This window comes from Sporosarcina ureae DSM 2281, from assembly GCF_000425545.1.
In the GTDB taxonomy this organism is placed as follows: Bacteria; Bacillota; Bacilli; order Bacillales_A; family Planococcaceae; genus Sporosarcina; species Sporosarcina ureae.
In genome coordinates this window covers 37,549-53,792 of record NZ_AUDQ01000016.1, presented here as the reverse complement: position 1 = coordinate 53,792, position 16,244 = coordinate 37,549, and the positions used below count along the sequence as shown (strand labels likewise).

The following is a 16,244-nucleotide window of genomic DNA, read 5'->3' as shown; positions in this document are numbered from 1 at the left end:
CCAACCAGACACGAGAAAATCAGTATATGATCTATACAAAAAGCATCTACGTTTACGCAGATGCTTTTTGTGTGTATTTTATATATTAAACTGTTTCTTTACTATTATTTTGTTTAACTAGTAAACCGCCTTCGCCTTTTAGATAGTTAATCATACCTTCTGCAGCGCGGTAAGCAAATGCACCAATTGTTTCAGTTGGATTGGAGTAACTGATTTGATGCTTTTCCTTAATTAAATGAAAATGTCTATGTTTTCAGGAAATTTATTGGTAATATGATAGTAGAAAGATTTTTAAATCTACTAACTAACAAAGGAGTGGAAGAGTATGAGGAATACGTTACGAGTTCTACTATGGACAGCATTCGCGTTGGCTCTATCGCTTGTTTTTGCAGATTTCAATGAAGCTTCAGCAAAAGAGTTCAAGGATGTATCGAAAAAGCATCCGAACTACACCGCGATTCAAGAAATGCAGAAAGCGGGTTATATCAATGGTTATCCTGACGGAACATTCCGTCCAGGTGAACCGGTCAGTCGTCAGCACGTAGCGTCTTTACTCGATCAAGTGTTGAAGTTTCCGCAGCCGCCTACCGATAAATTGGTCTTTGCTGACGTGCCGAAGAACCATATGTATTATAAACCGATCATGAAGTTATACAACAAGGGGATCATCAGTGGAGGACTGGATAAGAAATTTAATCCGAATGCATCCATTACAAGAATCCAGATGGCGAAGATGCTGGATTTGGCGTTTGAGTTCCATATGAAGGAGCCAGCACAGTTTGAAGATCTGAGCTTCTTGCATTGGGGATACGTACACGCTAGTGCGTTGTATTCTAATGGTGTAACGAAAGGAGATCACGGAAAGTTTCTTCCGAATCAGTCCGTTACACGTGCACATTATGCAGAGTTTTTGTATCGTGCGATGAAAGTGGGTAAAACTCCTTCTGGCAGTGTGGTTAGCAAAGAAAAAGCGGTCGATTTGACTATGCGTTTACCTATTGTGATTGAAGGAATTCGTATTCAAGGAAAAATAGATAATCAATCATACAGTCAACTTCGCTCAAAGCAGTTGCCCTACGCTACACAAGCGTTTGTGGATGGGTTGCTGAAAGAAGATTATCCGAGCGTTTGCACACATTGTGATTCGTTTTTATTCCCTGGTTTAACAATCGAACCTTCCATGCGGTTCGACTATACACAACCAGATGCCAACACACTTCACGTCCATACCGTTTCATTTAGTAATCTTTTAATAGGTGGCGGCTTTGTTGATTATGTGTTTAAGAAAGAATCGGGTAGTTGGAAGATGGATAATTTTTCTGGTGCAGCAGTCGGGAAAAAGAATTTTGAGCTGACAAGACAAGAGGCAGAGCGTGTAGTGAAATTGAATTATCCTAACTCTACAAAAGTTCGAATCACCTACGTATCACAAACTAAAGAAACAGGAGAAGATCCTGTTACGAAAGAGAAGTATTCATTTACGCAATACAAATTTAGTGTAGACTCTGAAAATGGCCGTGAGACGGTTCGTGTAAATTCAGACGATGGTTATGCTTACTAGTAAGTTATCTTAATATGAACCACACTAGCGTTCTGCCGATTTGGCAGAGCGCTTTTATGAGCGGTTGAAGGAGTGGATAGAGCGGTTGTGGGGCGTGATAGAGCGGTAACACGTCTAGATAGAGCGGATACGCAGCACTATAGAGCGCTTCCCAGTGTTTAATGAGCGGATAATGAAATAGAATCTCTTACATACACGAAAAAAGCGTCCCACTTTAAAAGTGGAACGCTTTTTCTTATGCAACCATTCTTACAAGTACACTTGAACCGCATCCACTAAACTATAGCCACCTAGGAAAATCGCGATCAAGATGACGATAGCTCCAATGACATTGAGTAAAGTTGAGTTGCGCTGATCTCCGAGTAATTGTTTATTATTCATAATCATAAATAGATATATCGCTACAATTGGAAGCAGAATTCCATTCAGCGCCTGTGCTGCTAGCAATACATCAAGTGGACTGAAACCAATTGCCGATGTGATAATACCAATGATAATAACACCGGAGAATACCATTTTGAACTTTTTATTCTTCATTCCGCCTTCCCATTTTAACACACTGCTAATTGCGACTGCTGCGCCAAGGGGACTTGCGATAGCGGATGAGAAACCTGCGGCAAAGATACCGATTGCGATAAACACTTTCGCCCATGAACCGAATAATGGCTCTAATTGGATAGAAAGGTCGGCTACACTCGTTACTTCCATGCCCATCATAGTAGATGCAGCGGTGATTAAAACTGCAGCAGTTATTAACCCACCGATACAAATCGAGATGATTGTATCCCACCTTGCTTCCTTCAAGTCACTCACCTGCGTCCAGCGTTCCTGAACCATGGAGGAGTGGATGAAGAAATTATACGGAACGACCGTTGTTCCGACCAATGCGATAATCATAATGATCGAACCGGTCGGTATGCTTGGGATAAACGCTCCCGCAAATACCGCGCCAATATCAGGTTTTACGACAATCATTGTCGTAATGAACGTCACACTCATAACGATGACGAGGAAAATCATTAATTTTTCGATTAACTTATAACTGCCCGACAATCCCAAGAATAGAATCGCTACACCGATGAAAGGGCTTACAATATGTGCTGGAATATTCGTCAATGTAGAGATACCAAGGGACGTTCCCATCAAATCACCCGAAATATAGGCAGCACAGCCGACGCCAATAGATATAATGACGAGCCATATGGAAGCGAATTTTAGTAAGGGTTGTTTGAATTGGTCGTGTATCGCTTCGCCCAAGCCCTTTTTCGAAACCACACCGAGTCGTGCAGACATTTCCTGAAGAACGATTGTTGCGATAATAGAGAAGCCTACTGCCCATATAATGGCGTAACCAAATCCAGCACCTGCACGAGTGGCGGTAGTGACAGTACCCGGACCTATGAAAGAAGCAGTAATAATGGCTCCTGGTCCCATCGATTTTAACTTTGAAAGTAACCCATTTTTCTTAACTTGCTGTGTAGCGGGTACGTTAGCAACCATTTTCTTTTCCTCCCCTAGTTTTCCTCACCTACTAAGTGAGGAAAAGAAAGGTCACTTTTCCTCGAGTGAGTTATAAATTGTTTGTTTGGATACACCTAATAAATCCGCAATACGATCAGCCGATCCTTGAATTAGAAAGATCCCTTTACTTTCCAGCTGTCGCACAAAGGTAATACGGTCTTTACGTTTCAAGTTTTCGACATCGATCCCAAGCTCCACTATCGTGCTTTTCGTGATGTTGTCGAACACTTCATCAATATGGGTCGCATACGTTTCATTGAAATGCTGCCCATCATAGTTTGTATCAGGTCTGATCATTTCTTCGAGTACTTGGTGCAGACGATTGACTTCCGTGATATCCAAATTGATACCAAGGAAACCAATCACTTTGCCATCCATGTCTCTAATGAATACAATGGAAGTCTTAATAATCTTTCCACGCATCGTATTCGTGATGATGCCATTCAGATCTTTAATATTTTCATGCTTCTTCTTCAATTCCTTCAAAATAACTTCCGTAGTAGGGGCCCCAACAGATCGGCCCGTAACATCACCTTTTAAATAAATTAAAGAGGACTCTACTTTCGTCACATCATGAATGACCACTTCGCAATTCACATTGAACACACTGTAGATAGCGTCAGCCATTCGTATATAAGAATCGAAAATCAATTTATTGTGTTTCATAACCTTTAACACTCCTCAGATTAAATACTCTTCCTTATTTTCCTATACCAAGAAGGAAAAATCGACTGTTTTCGATCGAAGTGTCTAGTAATCTGGGAAGTAGTAGCTTATTTTTCTTCTCTTTGCTGATTGTAAAGGATATTTCCTGCTAGTGCATATAGGATCAAAGTAGAAGCAAAATGAGCGGAAAACTGATTAGGATCTTGTTGTGGATAAATTTCCACGAAGTCCATACCGATTACGCCAAGTTTACAAATCTCATGTACTAATGTTAGTAATTCATAAGAAGTTAAGCCGTTTCCATCTACTGGACCGCCTGGATTGAATGCGAAATCCAAAACATCACTACAAATCGTCAAGTAGACGCAATCTACGTCTTTTGAAGCTTGTGCATAGATTTCCTTAGCCATCTCTTTCAAATCTTTATGCCCACGGATTTCATTGATCGTAATGGTTACTGCGCCAGCGGCTTTCGCATTGCGACCGCTCTCGGGTTTATTACGAGGTCCGTGGATACCTGTATGAATGATGCTTTCGTTGCGCACACCTTCTTGTTCATACAAACGAGCAAATGGGCTGCAGCGGGCGAATTGGTCACCATTGTGAGATGGGAGGTTGTCATAGTGAGCATCCATATGAATGATTCCAACCTTTTTATCTTGCTCTGCAATCGCTTTCACGACAGGATATGTAATACCATGATCGCCGCCAAGACCAATGATGAACTTGCCTGATTTCCATAATTCTGAAGTGAAATCAGTGATTCGCTTCATCGTTTCGTCAACGTCAGCAGGCACGATGTCGATATCTCCCATGTCCCCCAGTGTGACGTGTTCGAAAATATCCATATCATTGATTTCAGGAAGGTAACCCGAGTAGCGTGAAGAACATAAGCGCATTACTTTTGGACCAAGTTCGCAGCCTGTATAATCGCCCCACGTAACTGCACCTTCCCAAGGAATTCCGTATACTATCACGTCTACATCTGAAAAATCTTTTGTTGCTGATATATTTTTAGCCCCTAACATACAAGGAGTATTGCCGTAGATCATCTCTGTCATATTAATTACCACCTTTAATTTTTTTAAAGAACTTTTACTAATAGTAAATCAACATTTACTAATTGTCAAACAGTTTTAAATAAATTAAATAAGATGTGTTTGGTATGTGTGATTTTGAAAAAAAGTTTGAAGTGGTATGAGCGGGTAACAAGGTATATAGAGCGGATACCGTGTTGAATAGAGCGATTAGCGGTCGGGATAGAGTGGATAGCGAGGTAGATAGAGCGGTTAGCCGTCGTCATAGAGCGGATACTGAGGTGGATAGAGCGATCAATATTCAACATAGAGCGAATGCTTGAATTTTTAGGCAACCGCGCCATTAAGTATATTTCATCACAAAAAAACGTCCCACTATAGAAGTGGAACGCTTTTTCTCATGCATTACGATGCATCTGCATCCGGTACTAGTCGTTTTTCTGTTTTCATGACAATGAAAATACTCGCTTCATATAAAGCAATCATTGGAATGAGGATGATCAACTGACTTAAGAAATCAGGAGGCGTGATCAGTGCGGACACTACGCCGAGCGTCACGTACGACCACTTTCTCACTTTTTTCATCGTTTCGGATGTCAGAATACCGATAGCAGACAGGAATAGTGCGACGATTGGAAGCTCAAACAGCAAACCTATCGGCATCGTTGTCATTAATAAGAAACGTGCATATTCTTTTGCTGTAATCATAACATCGAAATTCATCTTACCGAGCTTTACTAAGAAGTTATAGCTCAGTGGATTGACTACGTAATAACCGAACGCGAGACCTCCGACGAACAAGAGCAGAATCGCAGGGGAGTAAAGACTTAAGAAACGTCCTTCTTTCTGCGTCAGACCTGGTTTGACGAACTGCCAGAGGAAATGACAGACGAACGGAACAGATAAACCGAACGCCATTGCGGCTGATATCGTCGTATAGAATGAAATAACTTCAAGCGGACTCAGGACGATCAGTGTATAGCCCCGTGTAACGTACGGGAACCACAGATTGATCGTACTGAAGACAGCAATGAAGAAAATGAAGAACACGACGACGCTTTTAATAAGCTGTTTCCGAAGGTCCGTGAGATGTTCGATTAATGCAGGATCTGCATCAGCCTTTTCATCTTTTGGTTCTTCTGGCGGTGGCATTCTGGGTTCTTCCGGTTGTGGTTCGGGTTTCAATTTTTCAGGTACAGCTTGTTGTTCAGTGGAAGAAGTCTCCGCAGAGTGATCGGGTAGCGCAGCTTCTTCATCTTTTGCTTTTTTGTCTAAGGGGTTTGAGTTTTTCCGGTTTTGATCACTATACGGATCCATCTTGTCACCTACTTACTTAATATCTTTTTTGTCAGTTTCAATTGTCTTGGAAGGCGTAACAGTTGTCTTTTCTTTCTCTTCATCATCGCCCATGATATCTTTTGTCGCTTTTTTGAACTCTGCCAAAGTTTTACCGACTGCTGAGCCGACTTCAGGCAATTTACGAGGTCCGAAAAGAATCAAGATAATTACAAGGATAATAATGAGTCCAGGTACACCGATTGCTGCTATATTCATCATACATCCATCCTTTCCTACTTAGTTTAGACGAGTAATCTACCTCGTTTACAGTATTTCTGAATGCCTTCCGTAATACGGTAGGCACGTGCACCGACTGTTGCAGTAGGGTTGTATCCACTATTATGAGTGAATTTGTCCGCACTCACAACAAATAAGTTTTGCGCTTTAAATGAAGTTTAGACCACTATCGTCGAAATTATCCCCAGTGAAATCATTAATTGTTATACCGAGAGACTGGGCGGCCATGATGTATTCATTGTAGTATACTAAATCCTTCAACCTATCAATAAACATAATCGAAACTTGTCGAAAGGGTAACAATCTTTTCATGCTACCAAACTTCCTACGATAGGTCAAATGTCATTTCCATAAAAAGTATATTTGTGAAAAAATGGTGAATATAAAGCCTTTCATCACGACAAAAAACCTTATATAAGACATTACTAAAAATAACACTTGAGTATTTTCAATATTGCGAAAATAAATATATACGAATCATTTGAAACTTGGTAGAATATGAATAACAAGTAACCAACAGCCGACAAAATAATTCACTGAGGAGGAAAGATTATGAACAAGACTAGTCGGATTTTCGTTTGGACTGTATTGATCGTTCTGTTTTCATTTGTATCATTTGATTCCACGCAAGCAGCAACAAAAGAATTCAAGGATGTGTCGAAGAATCATCCGAACTATGAAGCAATCCACTATTTACAGGATAAAGGCTTCATAGCTGGCTATACAGACGGCACATTTCGACCACAGGAAATGATTTCACGTAAACACGTGGCCAAGTTACTAGATCAGGCGCTGAAGTTACCCCAAGCAAGCAGTACCGTCACGTACCACGATGTACCGAAGAGTCACCCTTACTATGCTTCCATCATGAAATTGACCGCAGCCGGTATTTTCAGTGGCGGGTCAGATGGCTATTTTAATCCAGAGGCACCGATCACACGCATTCAAATGGCGAAAGTTCTCGATATCGCATTCGATCTGCATATGACTAAGCACGACGCATTCTATGATGTCTACAATGATCATTGGGGCTACACACATGCGAATGCATTGTTCGCAAGTGGAATTGCGAAAGGGTATCAAGGTGAATTCTTCCCGAATGATGCCGTAACTCGCGCACACTATGCACAATTCCTGTACGGTGCGATTCTCGTGAAAAATGCTCGTCCTGCTACTGGTCAAGTGACGAAAGGCAAAGCGTGGGATCTCGTCAACCGCTTGCCTTTCCAACTGGAGAAGGTCATGAGGGAAGGCCAGATATACGGCCAATCTTATGCAGACATTGAGCCTTCTTTGCGCATGTATGCAACGAAATCATTTACGGGAAATGGCTTGTCGGCTTATTATGACAAGGCGTGCACAGAGTGTTATGCATCTGTCTTCCCGTTCATCCGTTTTGAGCCATACGTGCGGTTTGATTTCAATCAGCCGGATGCGAACACGCTCAACGTCAATACGATTGAATTCCAAAACGGCTTCTCTGTCGGAGGCTTTGTAGCTTATCAATTCAAAATGCAAGACGGCAAATGGAAAATGAATGCTCTCAACTTCACACCAGTCGGCACGAAAAACTTCCAGCTGACGGTCAAAGAAGCGGCGAAAGTCATTAAAGAAGAATATCTATCATATGGCAATAAAAACCCGGTTGTTAAACACGTCACAACAACCCAACAAGTCGAGCTGGATCCCGTGACGGATGCGAAGTACACATTCGATCAGTACACATTCAATGTAGAAACACAATACGGCCGTATGAAAGTGAGATTCAATTCGTCTGATGGGTATACCATTCAATAAAATAAATACAAGCGAAAAACACCTTTCTGTCAAAAGGTGTTTTTTTGCTTGTATAGAAAAGGCTAGTTAAGGTCCTTTATTCAAGACGTGGGATGGATCATTTGAATAAAGTAGATCTACATCATACATATAAATACTTCAGCAAGTATTGAGAATAAAAAACCGCCAAATTAATCTAAAAATATTTAATTGTCAAATAACTATTCCCCGAAACAGTGAAGTGTGATATATTACTAGTGAAGTGTGGTATATCACACTTCACTGCAGATTGAATTCTATTGGGGAGGAGTAATATAGATGAGAGCGCTTACAAATTCAGATTCATTAGAGTTACTACGTGATTTAATAAGAATACCTTCGGTTAACCCCGTTCTTGCACCACATGAAGGCCACAATGAGGTTAAAATAGCGGAATTCGCAGTAGAGTGGCTTCGAAAACATCATATACACGCAGAAATAGAGTTTGTGGAACCGGGGCGGCCTAATGTATATGCAGAACTGGGTGATGGAGACGGACCTACTCTATGTTTCTGTGCGCATCTAGATACAGTAGGAACAGAGGGAATGACCATTGAACCTTTTGAGCCGACAGTAGAAGGAAATCGTGTGTACGGCCGTGGAAGCTGTGATATGAAAGCAGGAGTTGCTTCTATAATGAGTGCAGCTGCCATACTTGCCGCAGAAGGAACAATCAAAGGTAAAGTGATTTTGGCACTAATATGTGATGAGGAGTATGCAAGTATTGGTGCTGATCATTACGTATTGCATCACAAAGCGGATGCTTGTATCTTAACTGAACCAAGTGACTTGAAAATGGTTGTAGCCCACAGAGGATTTTTATGGGCAAAAATTACAACTACTGGCCGCAGTGCACATGGAGCAAGATGGGATTTAGGAGAAAGTGCAATTACTAAAATGGGTTCCATCTTGGTGGGCTTAGATCAATTCGATAAAAAAGTTCTGAGGGAAAGAAAGGATCCGCTAGTTGGACCGGCTTCTATGCATGTGAGCTTGGTAAATGGGGGAGTCGGAGTCTCGACATACGCACCGGAATGCCAAATTCATGTAGAGAGAAGAACGCTCCCAAATGAAGATGCTGATGCGGTAAAAGCTGAAATTGAACAAGTTGTAAAAGAAGCTGTTGAAGGAGCGGAAGTGGAATGGTACTTCAAAAGAGACCCTTTACTTTGTGATGAAAATGCAGAAATAATTCAACACGCTACTAAAGCCTATGAGACGGTAATGGGCCATGAAGTTGAAAAAATTGGTTGGGAAGTATGGACAGATGCGGCCGTTTTCCATCAAGCCGGAATACCTACCATAAATATCGGTGCCTCTGGTTTTGGACTTCATGAGCCTGTCGAATGGGTTGATTTTGAATCCGTTATGAAAAACACAGATATACTCGTAGAATCCGCCAAGTCATTTTTAAAAGCTGGTAGTAGTATCTCTAATTAATAGATAGAGTATGTGAATTCATAGGTGATAAATAATGCAAGAACAATAGGATTCGGGGAGGGTACATATTTGAAAAAATCCACGGCAGGTTATTCAACACAATTAGGTTTAGTTGTTACACTCATTGCTGGATCAGTGGGTCTTGGTAACATCTGGAGGTTTCCAAGAATTGCAGCAGAGAATGGCGGTGGTACATTTATCGTAGCATGGGCTATTATGATGATCCTCGTATGTCTACCTATTATGTTAGGTGAACACTCTATGGGACGAGCAACAAGACATGGGCTTCCTGGCGCATTTAAAGACTTTATCGGAAAAAAGTATACGTGGATGGGCGTAGTCGTTGTTATCACCATGTTTGCTTTAAATGCTTATTACGGTGTATTAACAGGTTGGGTGTTCTACTATTTAGGTTTGTCCATCACCAATGGTTATGCGGGTGCGGATAAGGCTGAGCTTTTCGATAAGATTTCCAATGGCAATTTCACTATGGTAGTTATTTATGTGTCGTTAATAACTATAGCTTGTTATATAGCATATAAAGGAATCAAAGGTGTCGAGAAAGTGTCAAAAGTTTTCCTGCCTATACTCATTATTAGTCTGGCAATCGTCTCTATTTACTCCATCACATTGCCAGGGGCTGGAGCAGGATTAAATTACTTATTTAGTTTTGATCCTTCACTCTTATTAGGTTCGAAAATTTGGTTGGAAGCTTTAACGCAAGCAGTATGGTCGGCAGGCGCAGGTTGGGGATTGGTGATTACGCTTGCTGTGTTTACCCGACCAAAGTCTGATTTGTCCTTAACAACCAGTATTCAGGTAGCAGGTGACGGGTTAGTGGCACTCATTGCTGGTATGGCTGTGGTACCTGCCGTTTTCGCAATAACGCCATCTATAGAAGCAGCGCAAAATATACTTACACAAGATAATTTCGGATTGACATTTATTTCATTAACGAATCTATTTGAACAAATGCCTGGTGGTTATATTATAGGCGTTCTATTTTTCTTAAGTCTTGGTTTGGCTGCTTTTTCTTCCGTCATCGCAAGTGTAATGATCGTAGTGTTGCCAATGGCTGATTCGGGGATACCGAAGAAAAAAGCGATTATCTGGACATATTTGATCCTCATCGTATGGGGACTTCCGTCAGTATGGAACCCTAGTTTCTTGGCTAACCAAGATTGGGTAGTCGGTCAAATGATGGTATTCGGCGCATTTTTATCTTGTTTCGCATTATACAAATTTGGTGTCTCCAAAGTGAGGAAAGAGTTTATTAACAATCCATACACTGGCATGCCTATAGGTACCTGGTGGGAGTATTCCATTAAATTCATAGCGCCAATCATCATCTTGATCATGTTTGTTTGGTGGTCAATCCAGTCTATCGGTTGGAATGAACAATGGTGGAATCCATTTGCTCCGCTTAGTTTGGGTACGCTAATCATGCAAGGTGGTTTAATGTTGTTGATCAGTATTATCTTTAATAATCGAGTAAGTGATTCTATTAAAGAAAAGTATTATACAGGAGAAGGTTTCCCTGCAATTCCTAAAAACGATTACTCTGACTAATACTGAAGGCAATACTTAAAAAGAAAGGGAGGCGCTTACATGACGCTTAATGCAATTATCATGATGATTATTCTATTAGGTATCTTTATTGGTGGTTTCGTCGTAATGCTTGCACGATTGTTGAAGCAGTCAAAAGCTCAAGAAGTGGAACAAGAAATGGAATAATAGATTTTTGGGGAGGCCATCACATGTCATACATTACATTTACAGAAGAAGATATAAATACAAGAGTGGTGGATTGTCAAAGGAAAATGGGAGAACAAGGCTTTGATGCACTTCTTGTCTCTGCCGAAAGCAACCTAACCTACTACTGTAACTTCCATACACATGCACCGTGGACTACATTTACTAGATCGTCGTTTTTGTTTATTCCACGTACAGGTAAGCCGTTATTATACGTCCATGTCTTTCAAGTGCCTGATGCGCAGCAAATTACTAAAGGTTGTGATGTCAGAGGTTATGAAAGTTTAACAGGACCTACAGCCTTACAGCTAAAAGAGTTAATGGAAGAGTTAGGTATAGCAAATGGTTCGATCGGAATGGAAAAAGGAAACGAACAAGTAATCGGATTCCAGTTGAATTTATATGAGGAACTGAAGAGCGAGCTTCCGAACGTTCATTTCACGGATGCATCTTCCTTGATTTGGAGCCAAAGGTTGATTAAATCATCCAAGGAGATTGCGTGCATTCGAAAAGCGTGTGAAGCGACAAGTTATGCTCATGATAAAGTGTTTGCGAATATTAAAGAAGGAATGACGGAGCGAGAAATCTCAAGACTCGTACAAGCGTACATGCTAGAAGGTGGAGCTGACTCACCTGGATTTGTCATCTTGACGTCAGGCGTAGAAAATTACGATAGAATCAGTAAGACAGCTACTGATCGAATATTGGTCGACGGTGACTATATATTTTTAGACGTGGGTGCAAGATACAATGGCTATTGGTCCGATTTTTGCCGTACAGGTGTAATTGGAGCTGCTAGTGAGGAAAGACAGGCCTACCAACAAAAAATACATGAAGTGACATTACGTGCGTCTGAAGTGATGCGACCAGGAGTTCCGGTAGCGGAAGTAGCAAGAGCATGTGCTAGAGAGATGGAACGTGTGGGAATTGACGCGAACTTCGAGTGCGGTAGATTTGGACATGGCATGGGATTGATGAGTACGGAACCTCCGTCCATTACAATCTATGATGATGCGGTATTGGAAGAGGGAATGATTATCAATCTGGAGCCGGGACTAGTTAACGAATTCGGAATTTTCAATCTGGAAGAAAACTTCGTTATTACAAAAGACGGTTCCGATATTCTTTCTGGAGGAAACAGAGAGCTTCATTCCACTATATAAAATAAACATCACATCAATAGGCTACTATATTACGCAATTTCACTAACTATCTATAAGGGAGATATGGACAATGACTATTATTGAACTCAAAGAGTGTAAGATGATTAATGGAACAGGTGACGGCAGCAACCAAAATGATTTCCTAACAGTGCAAACTGCGGAAGAGGTCAGCAGGTTTTTCCGTACAGTGGAAGAATATCTACCTTCCTCTTTAGTATCACTGGATAATTTGGCAGAACATCTTGGAATCAAAAAAGTATATGTTAAAGACGAGTCGAATCGAATGGGACTGAACGCGTTTAAAGTGATTGGCGGATTATATGGCATTTCAAAGATCCTATGCGATGAATTAAAAGTCGATATCAATGAAATAGACTTCGACTATCTACTATCAAGTGATGTACATGACAAAATTAAAGACTTTGTTTTTATCTCGGCTACGGATGGCAATCATGGGAAAGGTATTGCGTGGATGGCGAAGAAATTAGGGTGCGAATGCGTAATCTATATGCCGAAAAACACAGTAACTTCACGTGTAGAAGCTATTGAATCACTCGGTGGAACCGTTCATGTCACAGACGTGAATTACGATGATACCCTACGGAAAGTGGAGAAAATATCCAATGAAAATAATTGGTATCACGTACAGGACCAAGCATGGGATGACTACATTGAAATTCCAAATTGGATTTCAGAAGGATATATGCTAATTGCACATGAAGCAAGAGAGCAGATGCTTGAAGACGGTACTTCTGCACCAACGCACATCATGACACAAGCAGGAGCGGGGTCTTTTGCCTTTGGTATTGCAGGCTACTTCGCAGATGCCTATAAAGAAAACAAACCACATATGACGATCTTAGAGCCGGAAAATGCTGCGTGTTATTTTGAATCTGTACGTAAAGGCAGTTATACTACAGTAAGCGGGGATCTCGAAACCATTATGGCAGGATTATCAGTAGGAGAACCAAATACAGAGGCGTGGAAAACGTTACAATCTGTTACAGATGCTTACATCACGTTACCGGATTATGTATCGGCTAGAGGGATGCGTGTGCTGTCAAGTCCACTTGGCGATGATCAAAGAATCATATCTGGTGAGTCAGGTGCAGCCAATGCTGTCGGATTATTATCCCTATTGGATTGCACCGACGGTAAAAAGATGAGAGATGAGCTGCAGTTGAACGAGGATTCTGTTGTCCTAGTTTTCAATACGGAAGGGAACACAGATCCAGAAGGCTATGAAAATATCGTTTGGGGTGGTCACTACCCTACGCCAAGTTGACCATAAGGGTATAATGGATCGTTGCAGGGAGGAATGACACGATATGGATAGTAATGTAAGGATAAAACGAATATTCATGAGGGATGAGGCGTATGAGATTCTTCAGAATTGGATTATCATAGGCAAACTTGCTCCTGGGGCAATATTGAGGGATCAAGAATTGTCCGACTTACTGGGGATTAGTCGGACGCCTATACGCGAGGCACTTCTAAGACTGGAACGAGACGGGCTAGTCGTGACGAAGGCCAACAGATCCACTTCGGTTTCACAAGTCGATTACCAAGAGGCTGCGAATGTTTATCCAATCGTTGCTACACTGGAATGCCTTGCGGCTGAACAGGCATTTCATCATATTTCCAATGAAGTCATTCAGGAAATGGAAGAACTGAATCACCACTTTATAGACAAGTTGCAGTCAGGTAATAAAGTGGCGGCATTCCAAATCGATAATGAATTTCATCAAAAACTTGTAAGTATGTCCAATAATCCAGAGTTAATCAACTTACTGATCAACTTGAAAATTAAAGTGCAACGTTTAGAAGTTCATTATTTTGGCCAAGTATCTAATGGCGAGAAATCTATTGATGAACACAAGGCAATCATCGAAGCACTGAAAAACAAGGATCAAAAGAAAATCCTAGACGCAATTGAGGCTAACTGGAAAAATAGCCTAGCGAGAATCATTGAAATCAACACAGTTTGACGATTTGAATCCGTTAATCTTATGCATAACTAAAACTTGTTCACATGTAGTTCAATTGGAGAAGCCGCTCAACTAGTCAATAGAAGACTAGTTGAGCGGCTTTTTCATTGGCGGTAATTACTTCTGGGAAAATTGCTTTATGGTGTATTCATATCAACCTTTTAGGGAAATAAAAGGCGATTTAGATGAATATAAACAACACGATTATAGCGCTTCATATCCTGTAGATGAAAAAAGGTTTATGAAGATCGTTCCCAAATCGGGAAGGGTTGGAGGAGACACAGAGACGGTATAAGCGTGTGATATAGGTCATAGAGCGCATACCTGAAAAATGACATGCACATAGAGTTCACAATCTACAAAATCGATTTCCGCTTACTAGACGACAGGATGTGAAGTTCTTCCCGGTACTTACTAACCGTCCTGCGCGAAATAGTGATCCCTTGTTCTTTCAAGAGTAAATCCACAATCTTCTGATCAGATAAGGGCTTACGTTTATCCTCTTTCGCAATCAGTGACTGGATCGATGCTTTTACAGCGGATTGCGACACACTGTCGCCATCCTGTGCGGCCAGTTTGGATGTGAATAACGAGCGCATGTCGAACGTGCCGGCAGGTGTTTGGATTACTTTATTGGAAACGGTACGGCTAATGGTCGACTCATGCATCTCAATACTGTCCGCCACTTCTTTCATCGTCATCGGCTGCAAAGCGTTTCTTCCCTCGCGAAAAAACGCGTCCTGTTTTTCGAGAAGGTCCGTCACAATACGAATAATCGTCTGGCGTCGCTGTTCAATACTCGTTAGCAACCATTGCGCTTGTTTATGATAGTCGCGCAAATAGGAAGACAGTTCGGATGTACCTTTGAGAGAAGATACATACTCCTTACGCAGTCCGATTTTCGGAAGATCTCGGTCATTTAAATGAAACGACAACTTCCCGTGCTTTTCCTCTACGATCACGTCAGGCATCATGAATTCCGTTTCGCTGTGACCGAGCTCTGGACAAGGTCTCGGATGCAGCGTCAGCAGGAATTCATGCAGTTCGTTTACGTGCGCCATCGTAATATTCATACCTTTCGCGATCTGTTGCCATTTACGTTCGGCCACATAAGGCAAATACTCTGATATGAACGTTTCCATTAATTCGGGACACGCTTCGCAACTTCTAACTTGCAGCAACAAACACTCCTTTAGTGTCCGAGAACCTATGCCAGGCGGACCGATGTGTTGCAGCAATTCGATACCGATCTCTACATTTTCTACAGATTGCATATCTGTACATAAATAGCCGTTATCATCTAAACTATGAATCAACGTCATTAGTAATTGTTTCGTCTTAGGATCTTTGAAATCGACCTCGACTTGTCGAAGCATTTGATCACGCATACTGACGTCTTGCTGTTTCACCCATTCTGTTGAATTCGGTTCCTGACTTGAGTAGTTTGGGGACTGCCGTTCTTGGAATGAATCCGTTCTTTCAGCTTCCTGTATTTCAATCACTGGGTTTTCTAACTCTTTTTCTCGTATATATAGCTCCAAATCATAAGTCGATAATTGTAATAGCTCGATCGCTTGCCGGAGTTCAGTCGTCATCCGCAAACTGAGTTCTTGTTTTTGCTGGAGAGACATATTCAACGAAATCTCCTCCTTATAATAAAGTACATGATGAAAGTATATGAATGCGCTTTCATTTCTATGTGCTTATCATATCATGCTCTATCGAC

The 16,244-nt window shown here is 41.3% G+C and carries 14 protein-coding genes; 8 read left to right on the top strand and 6 right to left on the bottom strand.

From position 1 onward, the window contains the following. The first annotated feature begins 325 nt into the window (after positions 1–325). Positions 326–1,561 (top strand): S-layer homology domain-containing protein, encoded by a 1,236-nt coding sequence (locus tag H605_RS0114145; RefSeq protein ID WP_029054824.1) that lies wholly within the window; start codon positions 326–328, stop codon positions 1,559–1,561. 249 nt (positions 1,562–1,810) lie between these two features. Here H605_RS0114145 and H605_RS0114140 read toward each other — a convergent pair whose 3' ends face one another. The 5 genes from H605_RS0114140 to tatA form a co-directional block, all read right to left on the bottom strand. Then, positions 1,811–3,061 carry an Nramp family divalent metal transporter gene (locus H605_RS0114140; protein WP_029054823.1) on the bottom strand — a complete coding sequence of 417 codons (1,251 nt, stop codon included), beginning with the start codon at positions 3,059–3,061 and terminating at the stop codon, positions 1,811–1,813. Positions 3,062–3,112: 51 nt separating this feature from the next. Then, entirely contained in the window at positions 3,113–3,748 is a 636-nt protein-coding gene (locus H605_RS0114135; protein ID WP_029054822.1) for a helix-turn-helix transcriptional regulator, read from the bottom strand. Positions 3,749–3,855: 107 nt separating this feature from the next. Beyond that, positions 3,856–4,809 (bottom strand): agmatinase family protein, encoded by a 954-nt coding sequence (locus H605_RS0114130; RefSeq protein WP_029054821.1) that lies wholly within the window; start codon positions 4,807–4,809, stop codon positions 3,856–3,858. Between the two features lie 381 nt (positions 4,810–5,190). Further along, on the bottom strand, positions 5,191–6,102 hold the full coding sequence (gene tatC, locus H605_RS0114125; RefSeq protein WP_029054820.1) for a twin-arginine translocase subunit TatC: 912 nt from the start codon (positions 6,100–6,102) through the stop codon (positions 5,191–5,193). 12 nt (positions 6,103–6,114) lie between these two features. Continuing rightward, positions 6,115–6,342 carry a twin-arginine translocase TatA/TatE family subunit gene (tatA, locus tag H605_RS0114120; protein ID WP_029054819.1) on the bottom strand — a complete coding sequence of 76 codons (228 nt, stop codon included), beginning with the start codon at positions 6,340–6,342 and terminating at the stop codon, positions 6,115–6,117. 570 nt (positions 6,343–6,912) lie between these two features. On the opposite strand from tatA, the gene H605_RS18465 reads away from it, so the two are divergent. From H605_RS18465 to H605_RS0114080, 7 genes are all read left to right on the top strand, one after another. Further along, on the top strand, positions 6,913–8,157 hold the full coding sequence (locus H605_RS18465) for an S-layer homology domain-containing protein (RefSeq protein ID WP_051210603.1): 1,245 nt from the start codon (positions 6,913–6,915) through the stop codon (positions 8,155–8,157). A gap of 297 nt (positions 8,158–8,454) precedes the next feature. Then, entirely contained in the window at positions 8,455–9,615 is a 1,161-nt protein-coding gene (locus tag H605_RS0114105; RefSeq protein WP_029054818.1) for a M20 family metallopeptidase, read from the top strand. A gap of 69 nt (positions 9,616–9,684) precedes the next feature. Continuing rightward, complete coding sequence (locus H605_RS17975; RefSeq protein WP_051210602.1) at positions 9,685–11,184, top strand: sodium-dependent transporter; 1,500 nt, start codon at positions 9,685–9,687, stop codon at positions 11,182–11,184. Between the two features lie 39 nt (positions 11,185–11,223). Then, the gene (locus H605_RS19595; protein ID WP_257788265.1) at positions 11,224–11,349 is read left to right on the top strand and encodes a hypothetical protein; all 126 of its coding nucleotides are present in this window, start codon (positions 11,224–11,226) and stop codon (positions 11,347–11,349) included. Positions 11,350–11,372: 23 nt separating this feature from the next. Next, positions 11,373–12,530: a M24 family metallopeptidase gene (locus H605_RS17970; RefSeq protein WP_037562128.1), complete on the top strand. Its 1,158-nt coding sequence runs from the start codon at positions 11,373–11,375 to the stop codon at positions 12,528–12,530. A gap of 70 nt (positions 12,531–12,600) precedes the next feature. Then, positions 12,601–13,815: a diaminopropionate ammonia-lyase gene (locus H605_RS0114085; RefSeq protein WP_037562126.1), complete on the top strand. Its 1,215-nt coding sequence runs from the start codon at positions 12,601–12,603 to the stop codon at positions 13,813–13,815. Positions 13,816–13,858: 43 nt separating this feature from the next. Next, positions 13,859–14,518 carry a GntR family transcriptional regulator gene (locus H605_RS0114080; RefSeq protein ID WP_029054816.1) on the top strand — a complete coding sequence of 220 codons (660 nt, stop codon included), beginning with the start codon at positions 13,859–13,861 and terminating at the stop codon, positions 14,516–14,518. Between the two features lie 356 nt (positions 14,519–14,874). On the opposite strand, the gene rpoN is transcribed toward H605_RS0114080, so the two are convergent. Beyond that, positions 14,875–16,149 (bottom strand): RNA polymerase factor sigma-54, encoded by a 1,275-nt coding sequence (rpoN, locus tag H605_RS0114070; protein WP_051210606.1) that lies wholly within the window; start codon positions 16,147–16,149, stop codon positions 14,875–14,877. Between the last annotated feature and the right edge of the window lie 95 nt (positions 16,150–16,244).